Origin of the sequence: Acinetobacter sp. IK31 (genome assembly GCF_035615195.1) — a bacterium.
In the GTDB taxonomy this organism is placed as follows: Bacteria; Pseudomonadota; Gammaproteobacteria; order Pseudomonadales; family Moraxellaceae; genus Acinetobacter; species Acinetobacter calcoaceticus_C.
Genome location: NZ_JANBOB010000030.1, coordinates 258093 through 281614 on the forward strand (window position 1 = coordinate 258093; position 23522 = coordinate 281614).

At 36.4% G+C, this 23522-nt stretch carries 19 protein-coding genes; 14 read left to right on the plus strand and 5 right to left on the minus strand.

What is annotated here, in order from left to right:
* Positions 1-252 precede the first annotated feature (252 nt).
* Positions 253-1956 carry a M61 family peptidase gene (locus MSG66_RS14675; RefSeq protein ID WP_324654479.1) on the minus strand — a complete coding sequence of 568 codons (1704 nt, stop codon included), beginning with the start codon at positions 1954-1956 and terminating at the stop codon, positions 253-255.
* A 170-nt stretch (positions 1957-2126) separates the two neighbouring features.
* On the opposite strand from MSG66_RS14675, the gene MSG66_RS14680 reads away from it, so the two are divergent.
* The 9 genes from MSG66_RS14680 to MSG66_RS14720 all read left to right on the plus strand — a co-directional run bounded on the left by MSG66_RS14680 (position 2127) and on the right by MSG66_RS14720 (position 12829).
* Positions 2127-3446: a D-alanyl-D-alanine carboxypeptidase PBP6B gene (locus MSG66_RS14680; protein ID WP_042898075.1), complete on the plus strand. Its 1320-nt coding sequence runs from the start codon at positions 2127-2129 to the stop codon at positions 3444-3446.
* Between the two features lie 99 nt (positions 3447-3545).
* Entirely contained in the window at positions 3546-4832 is a 1287-nt protein-coding gene (locus MSG66_RS14685; protein ID WP_324654480.1) for an NAD(P)/FAD-dependent oxidoreductase, read from the plus strand.
* A 136-nt stretch (positions 4833-4968) separates the two neighbouring features.
* Positions 4969-5451, plus strand: coding sequence for an FKBP-type peptidyl-prolyl cis-trans isomerase (locus MSG66_RS14690; protein ID WP_003650377.1), 483 nt, complete (start codon positions 4969-4971; stop codon positions 5449-5451).
* 117 nt (positions 5452-5568) lie between these two features.
* Entirely contained in the window at positions 5569-7011 is a 1443-nt protein-coding gene (locus tag MSG66_RS14695) for a deoxyribodipyrimidine photo-lyase (RefSeq protein WP_324654481.1), read from the plus strand.
* 196 nt (positions 7012-7207) lie between these two features.
* On the plus strand, positions 7208-7951 hold the full coding sequence (locus MSG66_RS14700) for a hypothetical protein (RefSeq protein ID WP_324654482.1): 744 nt from the start codon (positions 7208-7210) through the stop codon (positions 7949-7951).
* Positions 7951-8847 carry a hypothetical protein gene (locus MSG66_RS14705; protein ID WP_324654483.1) on the plus strand — a complete coding sequence of 299 codons (897 nt, stop codon included), beginning with the start codon at positions 7951-7953 and terminating at the stop codon, positions 8845-8847. The genes MSG66_RS14700 and MSG66_RS14705 overlap by 1 nt, the downstream gene beginning before the upstream one ends.
* On the plus strand, positions 8834-10087 hold the full coding sequence (locus tag MSG66_RS14710; RefSeq protein WP_133972297.1) for a glycosyltransferase family 2 protein: 1254 nt from the start codon (positions 8834-8836) through the stop codon (positions 10085-10087). The genes MSG66_RS14705 and MSG66_RS14710 overlap by 14 nt, the downstream gene beginning before the upstream one ends.
* Positions 10084-11928, plus strand: coding sequence for a hypothetical protein (locus tag MSG66_RS14715; protein WP_133972295.1), 1845 nt, complete (start codon positions 10084-10086; stop codon positions 11926-11928). The genes MSG66_RS14710 and MSG66_RS14715 overlap by 4 nt, the downstream gene beginning before the upstream one ends.
* On the plus strand, positions 11906-12829 hold the full coding sequence (locus MSG66_RS14720) for a hypothetical protein (protein ID WP_262472627.1): 924 nt from the start codon (positions 11906-11908) through the stop codon (positions 12827-12829). The genes MSG66_RS14715 and MSG66_RS14720 overlap by 23 nt, the downstream gene beginning before the upstream one ends.
* Here MSG66_RS14720 and wecB read toward each other — a convergent pair.
* Together wecB and MSG66_RS14730 are read right to left on the minus strand one after the other, a co-directional pair.
* Positions 12814-13956, minus strand: a complete 1143-nt coding sequence (gene wecB, locus MSG66_RS14725) for a non-hydrolyzing UDP-N-acetylglucosamine 2-epimerase (protein ID WP_133972291.1) — start codon at positions 13954-13956, stop codon at positions 12814-12816. The two genes, MSG66_RS14720 and wecB, sit on opposite strands and share 16 nt — an antisense overlap.
* A gap of 1 nt (position 13957) precedes the next feature.
* A complete protein-coding gene (locus tag MSG66_RS14730) occupies positions 13958-15178 on the minus strand; it encodes a hypothetical protein (RefSeq protein ID WP_324654484.1) in 1221 nt (406 codons plus the stop codon).
* 251 nt (positions 15179-15429) lie between these two features.
* Between MSG66_RS14730 and MSG66_RS14735 the strand changes: the two genes are divergently transcribed.
* Positions 15430-16131, plus strand: a complete 702-nt coding sequence (locus MSG66_RS14735) for a VIT1/CCC1 transporter family protein (protein ID WP_133972289.1) — start codon at positions 15430-15432, stop codon at positions 16129-16131.
* Positions 16132-16245: 114 nt separating this feature from the next.
* The gene (locus MSG66_RS14740) at positions 16246-17292 is read left to right on the plus strand and encodes a nitronate monooxygenase (RefSeq protein ID WP_324654485.1); all 1047 of its coding nucleotides are present in this window, start codon (positions 16246-16248) and stop codon (positions 17290-17292) included.
* Positions 17293-17328: 36 nt separating this feature from the next.
* Here MSG66_RS14740 and dusB read toward each other — a convergent pair whose 3' ends face one another.
* Positions 17329-18354 (minus strand): tRNA dihydrouridine synthase DusB, encoded by a 1026-nt coding sequence (dusB, locus tag MSG66_RS14745; RefSeq protein WP_133972285.1) that lies wholly within the window; start codon positions 18352-18354, stop codon positions 17329-17331.
* Positions 18355-18438: 84 nt separating this feature from the next.
* Here dusB and MSG66_RS14750 point away from each other — a divergent pair, with 84 nt between their 5' ends.
* Positions 18439-19647 carry a DUF1615 domain-containing protein gene (locus tag MSG66_RS14750; protein ID WP_202743006.1) on the plus strand — a complete coding sequence of 403 codons (1209 nt, stop codon included), beginning with the start codon at positions 18439-18441 and terminating at the stop codon, positions 19645-19647.
* Complete coding sequence (locus MSG66_RS14755) at positions 19614-20270, plus strand: HAD-IB family hydrolase (protein ID WP_324654486.1); 657 nt, start codon at positions 19614-19616, stop codon at positions 20268-20270. Before MSG66_RS14750 ends, MSG66_RS14755 begins: the two co-directional genes overlap by 34 nt.
* Positions 20271-20315: 45 nt before the next feature.
* Here MSG66_RS14755 and MSG66_RS14760 read toward each other — a convergent pair whose 3' ends face one another.
* Complete coding sequence (locus MSG66_RS14760; protein ID WP_324654487.1) at positions 20316-20687, minus strand: hypothetical protein; 372 nt, start codon at positions 20685-20687, stop codon at positions 20316-20318.
* 117 nt (positions 20688-20804) lie between these two features.
* On the opposite strand from MSG66_RS14760, the gene MSG66_RS14765 reads away from it, so the two are divergent.
* On the plus strand, positions 20805-23519 hold the full coding sequence (locus tag MSG66_RS14765) for a TrlF family AAA-like ATPase (protein ID WP_324654488.1): 2715 nt from the start codon (positions 20805-20807) through the stop codon (positions 23517-23519).
* Positions 23520-23522 lie beyond the last annotated feature (3 nt).

The window sequence follows — 23522 nt, forward strand, 5'->3', positions numbered from 1 at the left end:
GCGAAATAATACATAATTCAAATATATAGATAATTTTCTGATATCTAAGTCATTGTAATATACACATTTCGATCACTTTTCAGGCATTAAACATCATTAAATTACATGAGATATCTTTCAGTGTTCTGACAATTATTATACTTTTCATTCAAAATAAACTCAAAGGTAAAACGGATTTCACCATTTGAACGTACTTAAAAGTAAAAACCGATGTGCAAAACATCGGTTTTTTATAAACTATTTAGCTTTAATCTAAGCTTTTAACCATTTTTCAGTTTTAGCTTGATCTTCAACGACAAGTTCAACTTCGGTTAAATCAGATGTAGCACAATCGACTTCAAAAGATATTAACTCATCACGACGGAAAGCAAATACGGTATAAGGGCCACCCTGTTTTGCATACTTCTCGATAAGCTTAGTGGACGCTTTTAAACCATCAATTGCAACAATCACATCAAGAGCAGAAATACCTGCTTTTGCTCCAGCGCCCTCACGGCGAGCACTTTGCACAAGCACACCTTCTGGCTTATCAACAAGTTTCAAGCCCAATGGCAAAGTTTTGTCAGTTTTAACTCTGTAGCTTAAGCCAAACTCTGGCAGTAACTGATCAAGTGGCAATTCGTCGGTTGTGTTAATCAAGTGATTAATTTGTTCAATCCAATTATCACCCGTCAGCTCTTTACATAAGTCAAAAATGGTTCGCTCATTTACTTGAAGACCATTTTGAGTATTTTCATATAAACGGCGCATTAAAGCATCAAGGCTAGAACCACGTAAACGTAAACCTAAATCTAGACAAAGCGCAACCAATGAACCCTTGTTGTAGTAACTGGTACCCGCATTATTTGAGTTTTCATCTTGACGATAAAATTTAATCCAAGCATCAAAACTTGATTCAGAAACAGACTGGATAAAGCGGCCTGGATTTTGTAAATAGCGATCAATTTGTGCTTTGAGTAAATCCAAATAAGACTTTTGAGAAATCACACCGCTGCGCAATAAAATCAAGTCATCATAATATGAAGTAAAGCCTTCAAATATCCACAACAGCGAGGTATAGCCTTCTTGGTGCAAATTATAATTTGCAAAGTTTTCTGGACGTATAAACTTTACTAACCATGAATGAAAATATTCATGACTACATAAGCCTAAAAAGCGTTGATAATCTTTAGAAGGTTCACTTGGTTCATTCGATTTTGGCAAATCGTCGCGTGGTGTAATCAGACTTGTACTATTGCAATGTTCTAATCCACCATAACTATTCCCTGTTGCCATCGTCATAAAGATATAGTTTTTAAATGGCGCTGAACCAAACATATTTATTTCGGCTGTACAAATCTTTTCAATATCGGCTTTTAAGCGATCAATATTGGTATTGTGTGAACCAGAAATCACGAACTCATGTTCAATGCCATGTGTTTCGAAGTTAAAGCGCGTTTGATCAGCCAGTTCGAACGGACTATCAATGAGTTGATCATAATGATCAGCTTTTAAAGTGAAACGACCTTTAACCAAACTCTTAGAATTTAAACCTGTCGCCAACTGAAAATGCTTTAATTCATCTGGCAAGAAAATTTCCAACTCGCAAGCAGATTGTTCTTGTCCTTCCAAACCTAAACATACACACGCTGGATTAATATATAGACGAGTCTGGTCTACATATGCGCCACGTACAGACAAATCATATGCGTAGACATCATATTCAATCGTCATTAATTCATGATCTGTATTAAATAAACGCCAACGATTTTTGCTGGTTTTTTTAATATCCAACATACGTCCAGCTTCATCGTAAGCTTTAACGGATTCAATATGTTTTGAGAACTCTCGAATTAGATAACTACCCGGAATCCACGTTGGCAGCCAAAGCTCCTGATTCGGATTGGCTAAAAAACGAATTGTTACGTGAACAAGGTGCTGTTTGTAATCATCGAATTCAATTTGATAATGCAACATAAATTTTTCAATTTAAAATAAGAACGGTTTCACATTAGATTATCACTTTTTTGTATCGTCTTGCGTAGATGTATTTTTTGGCAACAATTCACACTAGCCTTCTATAAAAAAAAGGCATAGCATGCTGTGCATCTGTGTTCAGTATTTACCAGTAAACGTTAAGGTTATCCGTGAAATTTTTTCTATCTCTTTTTACCCTATTCAGTATTTTCTGCACCACGCTAGCGAATGCCTCGCTACTCAATATTGCACCTGAAAGTGTTGAAGCCGCTGCATGGACTATTGTGGATACTCAATCGGGTCAAATTATTGCCGAGCATAATAGCCATGTGCAACGCGCACCAGCATCTTTAACCAAAATGATGGTTGCTTATATTGCTTTAAAAGAGATTAAAGCTGGAAAGCTGAAAAAAGAAGAAATCATTACTGCAACGCCGGTGGTCGGTGTGGTGCAGTGGGATGAATCACAAATGTATCTTAAAGCTGGTGAACAAATTTCAGTTGATCAGTTATTGGCAGGTTTAATTGTGATGTCTGCGAATGATGCAGCCGTGACTTTAGCTGAAAAAATTTCGGGTGATGTTCCCCACTTTGTACAACGCATGAATCAGGAAGCTCAGGCTTTGGGTATGAAACATACGCATTTTAGTAATCCTGCTGGTATTACCATGTCTGATCATTACACCACCGCTCATGATTTAAGCTTATTAGGTCAGGCTGTCGTCAAACAAACACCTGAATATTTACATTATTCAAAAATGCCAAGCTTTAGCTATAACCAACGTTTTCATCATGCGACTAACCTTGCTTTGAAATATGACCCATCTGTTGATGGTTTAAAAACTGGTTATACGAAAGCAGCTGGTTATAATTTGGCATTAACAGCTTCACGTCCTTCATTTTCATCTGACTTAGCTCAAAGACGTTTATTGGTTATTGTTTTAGGTACCCCGAGTGCAGTAAAACGCGCTGAAATTGCAGATAAATTAATGAATCTTGCTTATACCTATACACGTGATGAAGTCATTATTCCTGAGCAAAAATTAATTGCCGAGCTGCCTGTTGTGAAGTCAACTTTAAAAATGTTTAAGGTCGCAACAAAGCAACCCACGATTGTGACTACTTCTTTATATGCGGACCCAGCACCAATTGACTTAAATAATTTTGATAATGTGACTCAGCGCGTTCAGGTACTTGATAATAACTTGCAACCTAAAGTGATTGCTCCACTCGAAACGACTCAAACACACGTAAATATTGAATTAAATGAAAAACAACTCACTGCGCCATTAATGAAAGTCATGAGTTTGGCAACAGTATCTATTTACCAAAACAATCAACTTATCCGTAGTCTTCAAATTGAAGATAACGTGCATATTGAAGAAGCCAATATTTTCCAAAAAATCATGATGTGGTTTTCTAGTCTCTTCTCTATTTTTTCATCAAGTGAACACAGTGCTGCAAAACTCTATCCACTAGATTCGCACTAAAAACATCAAATTGTGCACAGATGCACAATAAATTTTATAAAAAAAAGATGGCATAATTCAGCCATCTTTTTTTTACAGAAAAATAATTAGGTGATAAAAATGACCCAAAATTTACATCATATTGTAATTGTTGGTGGTGGTGCTGGAGGCTTAGAGCTTGCGACACAACTCGGTGAAACTTTTGGGAAAACTCATAAAGCGAAGATTACGTTAATTGACCAGAACCTGACGCATATCTGGAAACCATTGCTTCATGAAATTGCTGCCGGATCTTTAAATCCACACGAAGAACAAACTAACTATTTTGCCCATGCAGAAAAACATCACTATGAATTTGTGCTTGGAACATTAGTTGGGGTTAACAAAGATCAAAAAATAATTGAGTTAATTCCTCCTCAAGTCTCTAAAGAGCAGAACACCGATGTGCAGCAATTGAGTTATGACACGCTTATTTTAGCGCTTGGTTCTGTGTCAAATGACTTTAATACAGCAGGCGTGCGTGAAAACTGTCATTTCCTCGACAGCAGAAAGCAAGCTGATATTTTCCAGCAAGATTTATTACATCTTTATATTGAAGCTCAAAATCAACCAAATCAGCGGACTTTAAATATTGGGATTGTGGGTGCTGGTGCAACAGGTGTAGAACTTGCTGCCGAACTCATTGAAACGACTAAAAACTTTTATCGATATGGTTTAAAAAAGATTCACCCAAACCAAGTCAAAATTACATTGATTGAAGCATCCGAGCGTATCTTACCTGCTCTTAGTGAAAAAACAGCTGAGCATAGTGCAAAACAGCTCAAAAAAATGGGCATTGAAGTTTTAACCAAACATCGCGTTGAAAAAATTGATGAGCATTCCATCTATTTTAGTAATGGTGATCAATTAAAAAGTGATATTACCGTCTGGGCTGCTGGTGTAAAAGCACCTAAAGTTTTAGAAAGCTTTACTGATTTTGAACGCGATAATATTAACCGCCTGATGGTCTACGCAACATTACAAACCTATTCCGACCCAAATGTATTTGCTTTTGGTGATTGCGCCCGTTGTCAACTTGATGCAAGACATCCTCCACTTGGACCACGTGCTCAAGTTGCAAGCCAACAAGCGAGCTTTTTAGTCGATGCTATGGCTGCTCGACTTAATGGCCGATCACAACCCATGTTTACCTTTAACGACAAAGGTTCGCTTGTGTCTTTAAGCCGTAATAAAGCCGTTGGAGAATTACTTGGCGATGTAAGTGTGCAAGGTTATATTGCCAAAACAATGTATGTATCTTTATATCGTTTACATCAAGCAACGATTCACGGGTACACACAGGCTGGACTACTCACAATGAAAGATTTACTTACAAGACGTGTACGTCCAAAAATTAAACTATATTGAGTTGAATTTTTTAAGTTCATCCCTATTTAGATAAAAACGCATTATATAAAAGTGTTAAAGATTCAAATTTTGTAGTCTACAAAATTTATTTTTCACTTTATGATGTACGCTTTAATTGATTGAATGGATCAAAAACATGACTGCTATTGCAAATAACCACGTGGTTTCATTCCACTACAAATTAACAAACGCTGAGGGTGAAACACTTGATCAATCTCAAGGTGAACCACTTGCATATTTGCACGGCGCAGGCAATATCATTCCTGGTTTAGAAAATGCTCTAACAGGTAAAACTGTTGGTGAAAAATTTACTGTTAATGTACCAGCAGCTGAAGGTTATGGCGAATACAACCCAGACCTAGTTCAAGAAGTTCCAGCTCAAATGTTCCAAGGTGTTGAGAACATTCAACCTGGTATGCAATTCCAAGCTCAAACAGACGACGGCGTACAGATCGTTACTGTTAAAGCAGTTGAAGGTGACAACATTGTTGTTGATGCAAACTTCCCACTTGCTGGTCAAGATTTAACTTTTGAAGTTGAAATCGTAGAAATCCGTGAAGCTTCTGAAGAAGAATTAGATCACGGTCACGTACACGGTGCTGGTGGTCATCACCACTAATTCATCTGTAAAGATGATAAGAGCAAAGCTTCGGCTTTGCTTTTTTTATGTATTTATTTTTATATACTATCTGAACAACAAACCTCTAACTCACTCAACTTTATAAGGGTATCTCTCATGTCAAACGTAAATCAGCTTATTTGGTTTCGTCAGGATTTGAGAGTTCGGGATCATGCTGCGTTATGGCATGCCTGCCAACAAGGACCTTCGATTGGGTTAACTATATTGTCGCCTGAGCAATGGAAAATACATCATGATGCACCTATAAAAATTAATTTCTATTTACTTCAGCTTCAACAATTAAAAAAAGAATTAGAACAGCTTAATATTCCACTTATCATTCAAGTCATTCCCCACTGGAAAGATATTGCAGATTATATTTGTGAACTCACACATCAACTCCATATCGAAAATGTTTACTCGAATATAGAAGTAGGCGTGAATGAGTTGAAAAGAGATAAAACTGTACAACAAGCTTTAAATCAGCAGAATAAAGAACTTTTTTTATTTCATGACCGTACAATTTTCCCTTTACGTTCCATTCGTAATCAGTCGCAACAACCGTATCAAGTTTTCAGTGCATTCAAAAAAGCCTGTTATTCGAAACTGGATATAAGTGGTTTGCCTCAGTGCTATCCAATTCCTGAGAAACAAAATGCCTATCCAGAGTCTTTTTCAACTATAAAAAGCTTAGATTTAGAAGAAATTGAAGTATTATTTGACTCATCAATTTCTAAAGAGCAACAAGACTTATGGCCGACCGGAGAAGATTTTGCTCTGGAACAGCTCGATTTATTTATTGAAGATCATTTATCTCATTATAAATTAGAACGTGACTTTCCAAATGTAAAAGGCACTAGCCAACTTTCTCCTTATTTAAATCTTGGAATTTTATCTATTCGCCAATGTTTACAGGCTCTCTTTCGTGCTGAACATGGCAACTTTCATCTGACAAACGAAGGCCAGCAAACATGGTTAGATGAATTGCTTTGGCGCGAATTTTATCAACATATTTTATTTGATTTTCCACATGTCTCTAAACACTTTCCTTTTAAGCAAAATACTCAAAATATTAAGTGGGAAAATAATCAAGAGCATTTGGTGGCGTGGCAAATTGGTCAAACAGGTATACCGATTATTGATGCAGGCATGCGCCAGCTACAAAAAACAGGATGGATGCATAATCGAGTCCGCATGATTACCGCTATGTTTTTGTGTAAAAACCTACTCATCGATTGGCGAATAGGTGAAAAATGGTTTATGCAGCACTTAGTCGATGGCGATTTAACAGCCAATAATGGTGGCTGGCAATGGTGTGCATCGACTGGAACTGATGCTGTACCTTACTTTAGAATTTTTAACCCTATTGCTCAATCTAAGAAATTTGATCCAAACGGAGACTATATTCGTCAATGGGTGGAGGAATTAGCTCATCTAGACAATAAAATGATTCATGAACCCTACTCAACTAAAACTAATCTTCAATTAAATTATCCGAAACCAATTGTTGATTTAAAGGAAACCCGAATAAAGGCAATTGAAACATTTAAGAATATGTAGAAACCAATTCAGTTTTTATGTTTACTTTTAATTAAAAAAAACGAGAAATTTGACTATAGTGTGACTTTACTCTAAAAATAATACTAAAGGGATTTATAAAAGGACAAACACAACAATAAATTCAAAAAGCATCACAATCACAGTTCATTATAAAAGTATAAAAATTAACATTACAAAAAAGGTAGCCAGAGCTCGCATGCAACAAAAGAACCCAGGAAGAACACTCGTCTTATGGATTATCGCAGCTCACCTCTTTATGGGAATGGTGGCATATGAGTGGTTGCCTGTAAGCTTTAGAGGAAGCTGGATTTTTATTCTTATTCTTTTAATTTCTGGTGCTTTTTTAGAAGTCGGTGCATCTTTAATTGTTGGTTTAATCGCTTTCGTAGGCGTGGCAGTATATTTCCTACTCGACCTAGGAGCACAAACACATATTGAACGGCAGCTCCTTTTACTTTTTATTATTCCCCTTATTCCTCTTTTTCTTAGTGCTGTACGCCACAATATTGAAATTAATGTTCAAAAATATCGGGATATACAAAGTTATGATCGAAATTATCGCCGTGATATTTTCCCGCTTAGCGCCCTCAAATATTTCCAACGTAGTTTCTTTAAACTTCTTGATCATCACCACATACAAGACTATGAAGTCTTTGAAATTAGAATTCTCAACCGAATCTTAATTAAAGAAATGTTAGGCGATGATGTATGGAAAACCACTCAAAATGAAATGATTAAAATTTTGAGTCAACATCATCCACAAGAAATTGTTTTCCAGTTTGCTGATGATGATCTAGAAACGATATACAGTATTGTTATTCGTAAACAAAAAACGATTGAAGAACCAGATTTTATAAAAAAGCTAAAAGAAATTATGACGTTGCGGCTTGAAGTGGAATATCAAATTATTCAAATTCCGCCTGAAGAGGAGATTACTTAATGTCTAATCTTCTTAATATTTGTGGAATTATTATCGCCTCTAGTCAATATCCAGATGGCACTTTACAGCAGTTTTATCGTCAATATTATCACTGTGAAATTAAAGCTGAACAAACAAAAACCGAAATTCAGAATATTAATGACCTTTCTATGTTTTTCCCATCACAGGATACTTGGTGGCCTATTTTTACAGTTGACCAAATCAGCTCGGATAGTTTTCAAGGACTTATTCATAAAGGGATAAAGCCAGGCATCATATTACCAGATGAGGTTTTTAGCTTTTCTCACTATTTCTTATTAAAAGAAGCAGTGAGCCAAGGTGCTATTCCCATTGCAATTTTTAAATCGGAACAACCCCAATATTTTGCGGCCAAAGCTACATTTTCGACTGCAATTGGTTTACGGCCTATGGCTGCTTTTGTTTCAGCAGGTTGGGATGAAAATTTAATTTCACAAACCCCTGGCAGCTATATTGTTCAGTTTAATTCACAAGAACTCCCTCTGCCTTCTAGAGAAATTAGACAAAAGCAGCATTTATTCTATTCAGCTAAAAGTCTTGATGGTCATGTTTCGGGTTATGAAATTATTATTAACCCTCCTGCCGATCTACCGACCACAAATATTCGATATCCTCAACTCGGCATTTCATGGAAATTTAATAATATTAAATACATAAGCACTCCTGAACATATAAATACTAGTTTCCTTGGGTATATTTTTATTGGTTTAAGCACAGTCGTCGTTCCACTCGATCTTATTTTAACCACTACCTATCCAGACCTTCTCGGCACCTTCGGCAGCTATATTTCATGGATCTCCTTGGTGATCGGGGTGATTTTATTGTTATTGCTGATCTCGTCTATTATTAGGAGGGTTAAATCAAATGGCTCCCATTGATATTCTCTTCCTATTCGGTTTTTTAGGAATCTGGATTCCTCAAGCATTTTGGGCATGGTTAAGTTATCAGGCTTGGAAATACTCAAAAACAGCAGAAAAAGAGTTGCAGAATTTACCTGTGCCAGATAGATGGCCCGTTTTGAGTGTTCTGATTCCTGCCTATAATGAAGGTGTAGTAATTGAAGATACTTTACATGCAATCGCCCAACAGGATTATCCAGCCGAAGCATATGAAGTTTTGCTCATTAATGACGGCTCTAAAGATAACACCCTAGAAATTGCCGAAAATCTAGCGCAGATTTATCCTTGCATAAAAATTGTCAACGTTCCGAAAGGAATGGGAGGCAAAGGTAAATCTAGAACACTTAATAATGGCCTACCCCATGCCAAAGGTGAACTCATTGTTGTCTATGATGCGGACAGTACACCCGAACCCAATTGCGTACGGTTATTAGCTCAGACCCTCATTGCCGATAAAAAATTAGTGGCTGTAAATGGCAAAGTAAGAACCCGTAATTGGCAAGATAGTATTTTGACTCGCTTTATTGCCATTGAGTTCATCTTTTTTCAATGGATTTTTCAAGGCGGACGTTGGCAACGTTTCCAACTATCAACGCTCATGGGTACTAACTATGTTATTTGGCGTGATGCGTTAGAAACCTTGGGCGGTTTTGATGAGAAGTCATTGGTTGATGACACTGAAATGAGCTTCCGGATTTTTATCGGCCAGAAACGAATTAAATGGGTACCCTATGCAATTGGCTGGCAACAAGATCCACCCTCTTTAAGCGTATTTGTTAAACAACGCTCACGTTGGACTCAAGGTAATTTTTATGTGACCCGTAAATATCTACCTGTAGCGTTAAGAACACCTTTTCCCATCGGAATTGAAATTCTGAATAACATTATGTGCTACGTACTTTTCGTACCCGCGTTATTCTGGAGCCATATCACCTTAACTTTGGGCTTACTTGGTATCGCAGGTATTTCAGTTCCGGGGCCATTTACCACTTTGTGGGGTCTTTCATTTTGCTTATATGTAGCACAAATGTGGTTTACCCTTTCTTTAGAAAAAGTTAAAGCAGAACTCTATTTTTACTCTGTTTTGTCTTATGTAAGTTACTCACAAATTTTTCTATTTATTGTATTTAAAGCCGCATATGACATGCTTAAAAATAAAATACAGGGTAACTCCCTTCAATGGTACAAAACGGAACGTAGCAAGGAGAAAAACAAATGAAAAAGACTTTTGACCTTTACCAAACGGTACAAGTGCTCCTTGCCAGCACCAGTCTAATGTTAGCCATGTCTGCTCATGCATATACTTGGGAACTAGACGATATTAGTACCTCCACCAAATATACGGTCGAGCCTCATTTCTTCTATATTGGGAAAGGTGCAGAATGGGAAAATATTCAATTTTCAAGTAACTACTCTACTGAAAATGATACAACTTTATTGGTTAAATATGATGACAAACTCATCTATAACACTACCTTAAATGGTGATGGCCAATTAAAGTTTGATATTCCTAAAAGTCAAAGCGGTTTTCATCGATTAGATTTTATTATTCAACAATATGCTAAACCATCAACACTTAACAGAACAAAGGAATCTTTCTGTTCTGAAGATATTGATCACTTAACCTACTTCAATAATTCCCAAATCGACTTTGTACCCATTCGAAAGGACTATCAGCTAAAATACTTACCAGATGCTTTATTTAATCCGCAAGCTAGACGACCTACCTCTTTTGTTGGAATTTTAAAATATAACCGTAAAGAAATTATAGAAGCCTCCATGCTCGCTAGATTAGCTAGCTCATGGGGTTCTGTAACTCCAATTGAGTGGGTTGACTCTGGGCAAACCAACTTAAATCCTGAAACGAATTTTATTATTGAAGTTATTCATTCATCCACTCCACTTAAAGGTGGAGCTTTAGTACAGATTGCAAAACCAAATGAAGGAGTAGCAACCCTATCAATTACCTATCACAGTCAACAAGAACTCACTGCTGCCATAAATGGACTAATTAACCCATTGTATGTCCAACAATTAAATACTAGCAGTGCAATTTTCCCCACTACTATTTCAAACCCAACATGGGCCCAATTTAAAAAAATTGAAACACTTTCAGACTTAGGAATTGAAGATTTTAGATTAAACCATGCTGAAAAGAATCTATTTCTTGACTTCCCTGCGGTGTGGCAACCAACAGATATCTTACAAGGGCAAATTGCTCTTCGTATTCAAAGTGGGCTATTACAAGGTTCAAATATTACGGCATGGATTGATGGTGGACTAGCAGGAAGCATGAAAACGGCTGATCTTGCTTCAGATCCAGTAAATAGGCAATTTAATATTTTTGCTAAAAATATTTCAAATACAACAAATTTCAGCTTAAAACTTGAAAACTCAGTAATTGCCAACTCTCAGTGTCTACCCAATGCCCATGGTTCACTCTGGATTGATACAGCTAAATCTACTGTAAAACTTCCCCATAAACTCAAAAATGGAGTAGCGGCAATTTCCATGACTTTAGCAACGACCCCGACGATTGCAATTGATGATCAATCTGGGGCATTAAATATTGCTATTGTTCTAGGTCAAGTTGCAAAAAAGATGCTTTTAACACAAGCACCCATGCCTCTAAATCTAGTCCGTTATACCCCGAGCACGCCACAGTCAATAAATGTCCGGGTGAATAAAGACATCTACCAGCAACAAGTCTTAATGCATCAAGATATTATTTATTCACCTGCTGCTGTTAATGGTTTTATTGTGAGTTATGACAACAACCGTTTCGATGTTATTACCGATTCAGAAGGTGGCGCACAAACCTTTATGCATTTATGGGGGAAAATACAGCATAAAATTCCAAATAATGTCACCAAAATGTTGGTTTCAGAAAATGGAAATATTTATGTTCTACAAAAGCTCATTGTCGGAAATCAAAAAGCACCTTTAGTCCAACAATCATCTTTCTTCTTATTAGTTGTGATTATCTCTGCAATTATGATAATAATTATCTTCTTGTGGTACTGGTTAAGACGAAATAATGAGAAAACAGATACCAATTAAAATAGCTGCTTTTATTATTTTAATTATATGTAGTTTTATAGCTTATGCGGGGTTGTTCAAGCATCAAGGACAAGCCCCTCACATTGAAGGAATTTTCTGGCAGCCCGACAATAACACGACCCCACCAGAGGGAAACTGGCACTACTTGGGCGTTAATACATTTGTTCCCCAATGGTCTGTTGTTGAGTCTAAATCATGGTGGAAAGAGTCGAACTTTCCTCAATGGGAAAAAGCAATTAGTTTAGAGAAAATTAGACAAGAGCCATGGGCTAAAAATCTAATATTGGGCTTAGCCGGCGAATATAATGAACCCAAAGCTCGCGCAAATGTAACTGAGTTAGGTGAAAAATCTGCCGAAATTATAAAAGAGCAAAAAACGGCGCCTAAAGGTTATTATTTTCCAGTGGAAGCAGACCCAACGTGGTTAAGAGTAAGTGCTTTAGGTCAGGTTTTAAATAAACTTCCAGTACCAGTTTGGGTGAGTATTTATAGTGGTGAACGCGAACCTGAACATTATGATTTATGGGTTAAAAGCTGGCTACCAGAACATAACGGTGTTTTCTTCCAAGACGGAGTTGGCGTAGGTGTACGATCTCCTCAGCAAGCCAAACATATTTTAGACCAACTTGAACAAAAGCTTGGAAAAGATAAAGTAATTATAGTACTAGAAGCCTTTAGAGTTAAAAAGAATGGACAATTTAGAGCCGCATATCCTTGGGAAATTATTTCTCAACTAAAAGCATATGAAGGAAAAACTGTCTATATTTTTGATGGTCCTCACTATATGAATCGTTGGTCCGTCAATATTGTTAGCTTGTGGTATCGCCTCACTTATGGCGATACCAACAACACTTCCATAAGTGAGAATAAATCTTTAACTCATCATTATGCTAATTCATAAGATTGCGCAATTTGGTCAAGAATACGCTGAGCAGCTTGTCCGTCACCAAATGGATTTTCTACATGGGCCATTTTTTCATAATGCTGTTGGTTATTAATTAGCTTTTCAGCTTCTTCAATAATTTTTTGTTGGTTTGTACCGACTAAAACACCTGCCCCCACTTCAACAACTTCAGGTCGTTCTGTGGTGTCTCGCAGGATCAAAACTGGCTTATTAAATGATGGACTCTCTTCTTGCAGGCCACCCGAATCTGTCAAAATAAAAGTAGATCGGTCTATGACTGCCAATAGACTTGGGTAGTCTAATGGTTTAACAAGATGAATTTGGGAATGATCTTTAAACTTATTATGGACAACATCATGTACGGCAGGGTTTAAATGGACTGGCCAAATAAAATGTAAATTAGGATGTCCATTCGCTAAATGCTCAACTGCATTACAAATATTTTGAATTCCATCTCCAAAATTTTCACGGCGATGGGCCGTAATAAGCACAACTTTATCATCTTGCTTTAATTGAATTCCATAAGGTTCTAGCTGATTTTTCAAACCTGATTTTTCAGAAATTAATTTACGTCCTAAATACACAGCATCAACAACGGTATTGCCTGTAACAGTAATAAGCTCTGGTGAAATTTGTTCATTGAGTAGATTTCTTTTTGATTGTTCAGTCGGAGCAAAATGCCATTTAGTAATACGAGAAACCAACTGACGATTTCCTTCTTCTGGAAAAGGATGATCTAAATCATAAGAACGCAAACCTGCTTCGACATGCGCAACAGGAACTTTCATTGAAAACGCCACTAAACCTGCCGCTAAAACAGTCGTTGTATCACCCTGAATAACGATAGCATCTCTTTTTTGACCATCGGTATATACTTGTTCGATTTGACTTAAACCATGTATTAATAATTGATTTAGACTTTGTCCAGCATTCATGATTTTAAGGCGGTGGTCAATTTCAACCCCAAAGAAATCTATCGCATCCCTTACTAATTCATCATGTTGTCCAGTAAAAATGACTTCAACTTGAAAACGTGAATCCTGTTTTGCCAATAAAATAACAGGAGCAAGTTTGATTAATTCAGGACGGGTTCCAAATACAATAGATATAAAAATTTTCTTCATTTTAGAAATCCTTATAAAATACGAGTTCTATTCGCGTATTGTTGTAATGATCTTTCGTATCTATTGGCACATCTTTAAAGTAATTGCCGTAGAGTCGTTCAACGCGTAATTTTATAGGTTGATAATTAAAAGGCTGCCACGAAATGCCGGGGCCATATTCAAATAAATTATTATAATATTCATCCTTACTATCGGCTAAACCATGCAATTTCACATAAGCCTGCACAGTTCCATTCTCACCTTTATAGACATTTAAGCCTGTACGTAAGCGCAAATCCCCAATAACGTTATAATCTTCTCTAGAATAAGTCGCTGCATTGCCATATAAATCAGTGAAGTAATCATTAAAGCAAAGTAAATGATTACAATTATTTTGAGAATACCACTCTTGGTAACCCGTAACGCCACCCACTACACTTTCACGAAATTTATCTCTATTTCGATCAATCAAATCATAGCTTCCACCAACTTCTAGATATGCACGCACAGGGATTGAAGTCCAAGGTTGATAATTAGCCCCTATCCCTAAAGTTACCGCGTTTTCATCAATAATTTCTGGTCGTACACCGCCTTGAGATTGAGTGTCACGGTTTAGGTTTAAAAAGCCATATACTTGTGCTCGGCCATTATCAAAGTTCTTACCATAACGGACTTTGAGTGGAAAAATTACATCGTCGTAACGTGACTCATATGAAGGTGCAAAATAAACATCACGGAAATAAGTTTTGACCTCTCCACCACTTAAATTTTTAACTGCCTGATTGGCTTTATCAGCAATTGCAGGATCTGAAGATGACGTTAACTCTTTAAATAAAACTAATGCTTCGCGATTCTTTTTTTGCTGATTAAGCAAATAAGCTTCTTGTAGTTTTAAGGTATCATCTTGAGGAGCCAAATTTCTTGCTTGTTTTAAGCTTTGTAAAGCCTCTTCTCTCTTTTCAAGCCGAATTTGTAAATAAGTTAGGCTTTTCCAGACTTTAATATCTGTTGGTGTCAGCTTGCTTAGCTCGATTAATATTTTCTCAGCTTCTGCTGGTTGAGATTGTTCGATCTTATAAAATCTATCCCATTTATCATAAATGATATTGCCAGGCTTATATTCAGCATTTAGTTGATCTTGTGCAAAAGCCGAGCTAATGCTTAGTACGCCTACACTAGAAATCACTGCTCCCATAATTAATATTGAATGCGTTATAGAATTTATTGTTTTGCTATTTTTCATTTTCACCTCTACAGTAAATTAGAATTATTAGGGAAGGCAAATTCTTGAAATCACCAATAATATTATAATTAGAAAGAATAATTTACATCGTTAAGTTAGGTTAAGGGTATTTAAAATGAATTATTTAGTCTCCCTCTTTTGTTATTGATCTATTCTGTCTTATCCCTAAATTCCCTATAATAATGACATATTTTTTAATCAATAAATTGTAAAATTTCATAGCATATATAAAGAATTTATAAGGAAAAATTATGGCTTTTCCACATCATGTAGAACATCATGCTATTCACCGTTCAGGCTGGTTAAGGGCTTCCGTATTAGGGGCCAATGATGGAATTATTTCTGTGACTAGCTTAATTATGGGAATGGCTGCAAGTGGAGCTGCTTCTCATACTCTGTTAATTACATGTATTGCTGGTTTAATTTCTGGTGCAACATCAATGGCTGCCGGAGAATATATTTCCGTTAAATCTCAAGAAGATATTGAGAAATCAGATTTAGCAATTGAAGAAAAAGAATTAAAAAAATATCCTCAGAAAGAATTAGATGAGTTAACTCAAATTTATATCGCTAGAGGGCTTTCTAGTGAATTAGCAAAAGAGGTTGCGATACAGCTCACAACACATGATGCTTTAGGTGCGCATGCCCGTGATGAAATTGGTATTCATGAAAATACAGCTGCAAATCCAATTCAAGCCGCTCTTTCATCCGCTGCATCATTTACTTTTGGCGCTTTTTTTCCAATGCTCGCCATCTTATTCACTCCTGAACATTTAATTATGCAAAGTGTTCTCGTTACAGGAATTGTTGCTTTAGCTATCTTAGGTGCACTTGCAAGTTATTTTGCAGGCACATCTAAACTTAAAGGCAGTTTACGTATTACATTGTGGGGGATTCTGGCAATGGCTTTTTCAAGTTGGATTGGCTCATTGTTTAATGTTACTCCTTTATAAAACATATTTTTTAAAGATGACTTCCCCAAATATTTAAAAACTAAATAGCCAATATTATTTGCTCTTGATTCAGATTCCACGTTATGGTGAACATAAAGAAATGAGGTGAATAAAATGACCCTGTTACAACAACTTGAAATTAAACATCCAATTTTTCTTGCCCCCATGGCAGGTGTGTCTACTCCCGAACTTGCCGCGGAAGTTTCTAATCAAGGTGGACTAGGGTCACTAGGCCTAGGAGCAAATACGGCTCAAAGTGCCCGTGAGCAGATTTTAAAAACCCAAACACTTACAGAAAGTTCTTTTCAGGTTAATTTTTTCTGCCATCAACCTGAGCAACTTAATCCTCAAATTTCAGCACAATGGATTGAATATTTACGCCCACAATTTGAGAAGTTTGGTGAGCAACCTCCTCAAAATTTGGACTGCATTTATCCCAGTTTTCTTGATAATGATGACTTTTTAAAGGTTGTATTAGAAACCAAACCTAAAGCTGTCAGTTTCCATTTTGGTATTCCCCATCCACATCAAATTCAGGCATTAAAAGAAGCCGGAATTATAACCATGGTTTCTGCTACCAATTTAGTTGAAGCACAAGCCATTGAAGCTGCTGGTATTGATATTATTATTGCTCAAGGTATTGAAGCTGGTGGTCATCGAGGAATCTTTAATAAGACTTTTGATGCAGCGATTAAAACAAGCGATTTAGTACACCTTATTGTGAAACATTGCACACGACCTGTGGTGGCTGCTGGTGGGATTATGAATGGAGCACAAGCGCGACATATGTTGAGCTTAGGAGCTACGGCTGTTCAACTCGGGACCGCTTTTGTTCAGTGTCGATCATCCAATGCATCTACTGAATATCGTAAAGCTTTATTTAATGAACCAGTAACACAAATCAGTGCGAGTCTTTCTGGTCGTCCAGCCCGTGGTCTATTGAACCATTGGCACACACAAATTGATTTACCGAATCGACCGCCTCAACCTGCATATCCATATACTTATGATTTAGCTAAACAATTAAATACGATTGCAAGTAAGCATAAAGATTATGGCTTTGGTGCTTTTTGGGCAGGTAGCAATGTCTCACAAATACGAGAATTAAATGCTGCCGATTTAGTTAATCAGTTAGTCGTAGAAATGTTAGAAGATGAATAAATCTTAAAAAGCCAGTCATCATACTGGCTTTTTAATTTAATGGGTCTGCAATAAATTGACTTGCTCAACTTGTACATCACTCATCAAATTTCCTTCAGCCAATAACTGATTAAAATATTTTTCGACCACTAATGCTTGCTCAGCTGTACTTTCAACTTTATACATATTTTGGCGGAACTCATTACTTGAACGTAATCCTTTTGTGTACCAAGCAATGTGTTTTCGGGCAATACGGCATCCAGAATATTCACCATAAAATTGATAAAGTTCTGATAAATGTCCAAGTAGCACCTGCTTCACTTCTTCAATATTAGGTGCGGCTAAGTGCTCTCCAGTTTTTAAATAATGAGCAATTTCACGAAAAATCCATGGACGGCCTTGTGCGGCACGACCAATCATAATCGCATCAGCTCCTGTATAGTCGAGCACATATTTTGCTTTTTCAGGGCTATCAATATCACCGTTCGCAATAAGTGGAATATTGATTAATTCTTTGACATGTTTTATCAAGTCATAGCGCGCTGTATTTAAATACATGTCTTCACGGGTACGGCCATGTAAAGCTAACGCTGCAATACCAGCCTCTTCTGCCCTTTTCGCTACCCTTAAAATATTTTCTTGACCATTTAAAAATCCCAATCGGGTTTTCAATGTAACAGGAACATCAACAGCAGCGACCACCGTATCAAGAATTCTTGCCACCAAGTCTTCATCTTGTAATAAAGCTGAACCTGCGAGTTTATTACATACTTTTTTAGCAGGACATCCCATATTGATATCAACAATTTGAGCGCCATTCGCCACTTGATGACGTGCAGCCTCAGCTAACTGCTCAGGATCAGAACCGGCAATTTGTGCAGAGATTGGAGCAAGTTCCCCATCAAAATTTGCACGGTAGAGGCTTTTCTTGCTCATCTGCAAAGTCTTATCGGCAGTCATCATTTCACTGACTGCATGGCCTGCACCAAAATACTTACAGAGCGTTCTAAATGGGCGGTCAGTGACCCCAGCCATAGGAGCTACGATTAAATTATTTGACAGTTGATAGGGACCAATATACATATATATTCATACAATTGATGATCAACATAGTATACTTCAATCCGCTTGATCGGCTCATCTTTTTATGCAGGTGCTTTCCTCGCCATGAACAAACCGTTGTCTTCCCGTTTTTTATTAAAATCATTCGGTATGGTCACCGTGTGCATGAGTTTAGCTGCTTGTGGTGATAAAGCTTGGTGGTCAAATAGTGATGAGCCTGAACTAGAAAGCCAACAGATTAAACGTCTGATCCCATCACGTGTGCATGACCGTGAGTCTTGGGCAAAAGATATTGATGATATTATGCAAGAGCTAGATATAGCTAAAACTAAAACAAATACATGCAGTATTATTGCTGTGGTCGATCAGGAATCAAATTTTGTAGCTGACCCATCAGTTCCAGGACTAGGCACGAAAGCAGTTCAAGAAGTAAATACGCGCTTACAAGAAAAATTTGAAGCAAAACTGGGCCAAAAAATTGGTGGGACAGTTGCTGGTTACTTCGAAGAAGTTCTTAAAACACAACCTTCACCAGATGATAATTATATGAGTCGGATGCGTAAAGTTAAAACTGAACGTGAACTAGACTTACTCTATAGAGAAATTTTCGATTTCATGGCGAAGCATTATCATGTCAGTGCTTTAACAGGTGCAGCCAAACTGGTCGGACAAGATATTGGTGAAAAAATGAACCCAATTACCACTTTGGGTTCTATGCAAGTACACATTAACTACGCCAAAGCCAACAAACGCTCCAGCATGAATATCGCTGAGCTTCGTAATGACTTATATACAGAATACGGCGGTTTATATTACGGCATCCACCGTTTAATGGTTTATCCAGCAAATTATGATAAAGCTATTTATCGATTTGCAGACTATAACTCAGGTATGTATTCAAGCCGTAATGCTGCTTTCCAAAGTATGCTCAATGATCTGACCGACTCAGAAGTAAGTTTAGATGGTGATCTACTTCTTTACACAAAAGATGGTGATCCACGTCCGACTCAAAGCCAATCAGAAAAAGAACTCATTACTGTATTTGCAAAAAATAATATTTTAGTTACACCAAGACAAATTCGTGATGATCTTAAATTAGAAAAAGAGAAAAAGTTTGAAAGTACACAAACCTATATTGCTCTGACTAAACTTTATAAAGCAAAGACAGATAAAGAACCTATCTATGCGGTTATGCCGCAAGTTGTTATTTCTGGACCAAAATTAAGTCGTGATTATAATACCAACTGGTTTGCAACCCGAGTAAACGGACGATATGAAACATGTATGCAACGAGCGAAACGAATAAGACTATAAAAAGTCTCGCCCTGTTCGATTTTGATGGAACCTTGTGTAGCAAAGACAGTTTTACAGGGTTTATCTTTTATGCTTTGTCTAAGCGCCACATTGTTAAACAAAGCTTAAAAATCCTGCCATGGATTCAAGCCTACTATCTTAACTTTTATCCAGCCCATGCCATGCGCGCCAAGTTATTTCGCAGCATGTTCAAAGATACCTCTGCAATTGAATTGCAAAGATTAGGTGAAGAATATGCACAAGAGTTAGTCTCTGCACTTTCACCTGAACTTTTCGCACAGTTACAACACCACCAGTTACGTGGTGATCAGGTGGTACTGGTTTCTGCTTCAATTGATGTCTACCTTGCTCCACTTTGCAAGTTACTTGATATCGAATTAATTTGTACCGAAACACAAATTAAAAACGGCATGGTGACGGGTTACTACTCCACCCCAGATTGTAGTAGCGAACAAAAGAAGTTGCGTATTCATCAACAATATAAGCTACAGCATTACCATCAAATTTATGCTTATGGTAATAGCTCAGAAGACCTAGATATGTTGAGTCTCGCCACACATCCGTACATGGTGGGTGAAGATCGCGTTCTACCTCGTTTAACACCAGAAAAAAAGCTCGCATAAAGCGAGCTTTTACCATTTTTTGAATCCCATAGAATCCTATATATTCTAGTCGTCAAAATTAGCCCATACATCATAAATCATATATTTATTATCAAATTCAAATAATAAACATACCAGCAACCTATACTTATCAATTTTTAGAGCCTCATCAATAGCTTCTTCAACTGAATCAAAAATCTGAGCTAAGTCGGGAATTTTCACATAAACTCGATTAATAGCTACATCGTTTTCATCAATTTTGCCAACAAACTCATCTTGATCGTAAAGGTGAATTACATACCCCAAAAATTCAGCATTATCCTGAAGCTGTAGACGAATTCTAGCCTCTTGAATAGTAATACGTTCACCGTCGAGTTTTTGTTGCTTTGCTTGCGCTATACGAGACTCTAAAGAACCCCTTTGTTTTGCTTGCCCCATAATCCCCTCACTATCTCCTATTTAACTCGTTATTTTTCATGCTTTTTATTGATTTTTAAGTATACTTCAAACAATTACAAAATATGAATTAGATTATTAACAGAAAGGGGATTTTTTATGACCAATATTTTAGGTAGTCAATGGTATAAGTTTGACTTTCACACACATACACCCGCTTCACTCGATTACCGAGAGCCTAGTGATATTTCACCTCAAGATTGGCTTAAAGCCCTCATGGAAAAAGAAATCGACTGTGTTGCTATTACAGATCACAATAGTGGGCAATATGTTGATACTTTAAAAAGCGTTTACTCACAATGTGTAAATGAAGATTGGTTCAGACCTCTCACAATGTTCCCTGGTTTTGAATTAACTGTATCATTAGGAGCAAGTAGAATTCACTTGTTAGCTATTTTTGATCCAAGCGTTTCCAGTAATGATTTAACAAGAATTCTAGGAAGCTGTAGATTAAATGTAGATGGTCAAATGGGTGACCCAGAAAACTGCTATTCAACTCTTTCTATTTCAGATGTAGTTCACCAAATCAAATTATCAAATGGCATTGTAATGCCTGCTCATATTGAAGGTCCCAAAGGACTTTTACACAATGTAACTACAACTACCCCTGATTTAAAGACCAATTTAAAATTGTTTGATGGTGCGCAATTTATTGACCATCTGCTCTTACATAATTCCTCCATACATCAAGATCTAAAAAATGACTGTGATCATTTAGCAATAGTTAAAGGCTCTGATGCTCATACCCTAGCTCAATTAGGTGCAAGTTATAGTTGGGTTAAGATGGGTGCACCTGATATTGAGGGCCTTAAATACGCCTTAAGAGACAAGAACTATTGCATTCTTAACCAAATTGAAAACCCTAATCAACTTCCACAAGCTTACATAAAAAAACTAACAATAAAGAAAATGAAGCATTGTGGCAGAATAGAAAATAGCACTCCTGTATTCCAGCTTCATCCATTATTTAATGCAATTATTGGGGGACGTGGTACTGGAAAATCAACATTTATTGAATCATTAAGATTATCATTGGGTAAATCTCAAGATACTCACGAATTAGATAAAATACATAGTGAGATTCAAAATTTTATAAATGATGTCACTGATAACAATACTGAAATAGAAATTTCAGTAAAAAACCATGCTACTGAATATTGTACAAAATGGTCTAAGTCCACTCCATTACAATTCTATAAATATGACGAAGGAGCTTTAGTTCCAGATGAAGGTAATATTAAAGATCGCTTCCCTGTTCATTTATATAGCCAAAAACAAATTAATGCATTAGCTTCACATCCCAACATTTTGCTAGAAATAATCGATCGGTCACCAAATGTTAATGCCAATGCATATATAGACTTGATAGAGACTCAAACTAATCGGATTATGAGTCTTTTAGCAGAAGAAAGAGCTTTAAATCATTCAACATCTATGGAAGGGACACTTAGATCTGAATTGAGTGCTCTAAATACTAATATTTTAAGTTTTCAATCTGGCGGTCATAATCACATTCTCTCAGAACATGAAATATGCATGAATGTCCAAAGAGCTTTAACATCAAGCATGAATGTTAGTGAATTAAATGAAAAATTAAATCAAGTTTCTAGCACTCAACTACCTACACTTTTCTTACATAATATTAGTGGATTACAAGATCAATTAAAAACAGAATTGGTACAAATTAATGCTACATTTTCCGGTGAGCTATCAAGTATTCTTCAAGAATTAGGAAATTTAAAAACAAGATTACATACAGCCATTTCACAAGCTAACATTGCTTATGAAAATTCGAGCTGGTCTACGTTTAAAAATACAAATGAACAAGCCTATCAAGCGATGTTAGAAGATTACACAACTAGAGGAATACCTTTTGATAGTGAACAATATGAAGCCTGGAATAAGCGCAAGCAAGAAATCCTACACAATTTAGAGACAGTAGAATCTCAGAAATTAAGACTTATAGATAACCTACAAGAAAGACAAACATGTATTAATGAAATTATCAGACTGCGAGGAGTAATTCAGCAAAAAAGACAAGAATTTATTGATTCTATTTTAAATAATAACAACTATGTAAAAATGACTATTTTACCTTATGGCGAAACTGAAAATATCGAGCCTATGTTCAGAGATATTATAGGAACTTTTAATTTCATTAATACAATTTATAATAAAGAAGATAAAGAGCGCTCTCTTCTTAATGAATTGATAAATTGTCAAAACAATAGAAAGCTTACTGCTAAGACCAATCTTGTTAACAATATTAATAATTTAATAAATGGAAATACCCTACCTCAATTTAATATTGATAATAGATTTATTACTCATCTCCAATCACGCTATCAAAGTCAACCTGAATTCTATGGCAGGCTATTAACTTGGTTCCCAGAAGATTTACTTGAAGTTAAATATTCAAGAAAAGGTGATGGTAGAGAATTCGTAAATATTTCTAAAGGCTCTGCTGGTCAAAAAGCTGCTGCTATTTTGGCATTCTTGCTTAGTCATGGAAATGAACCAATAATTATCGACCAACCAGAAGATGACTTAGATAACGAGCTTATTTATGATCTGATAGTAAATCAGATACATACTAACAAAAATAAGCGTCAAATTATTATTGTCACTCATAATCCTAATATTGTAGTAAATGGAGATGCTGACTTAGTGAATGTCATGCATTTCCATAAGGGGCAAGTTGAAATTAAGAACTTTGGAAGTTTGGTTCATGAAACAATCCGAAATGATGTATGTCAAATTATGGAAGGTGGTAAAGATGCTTTCAGAAAACGTTATGAGCGGATAGGTTTATAAACT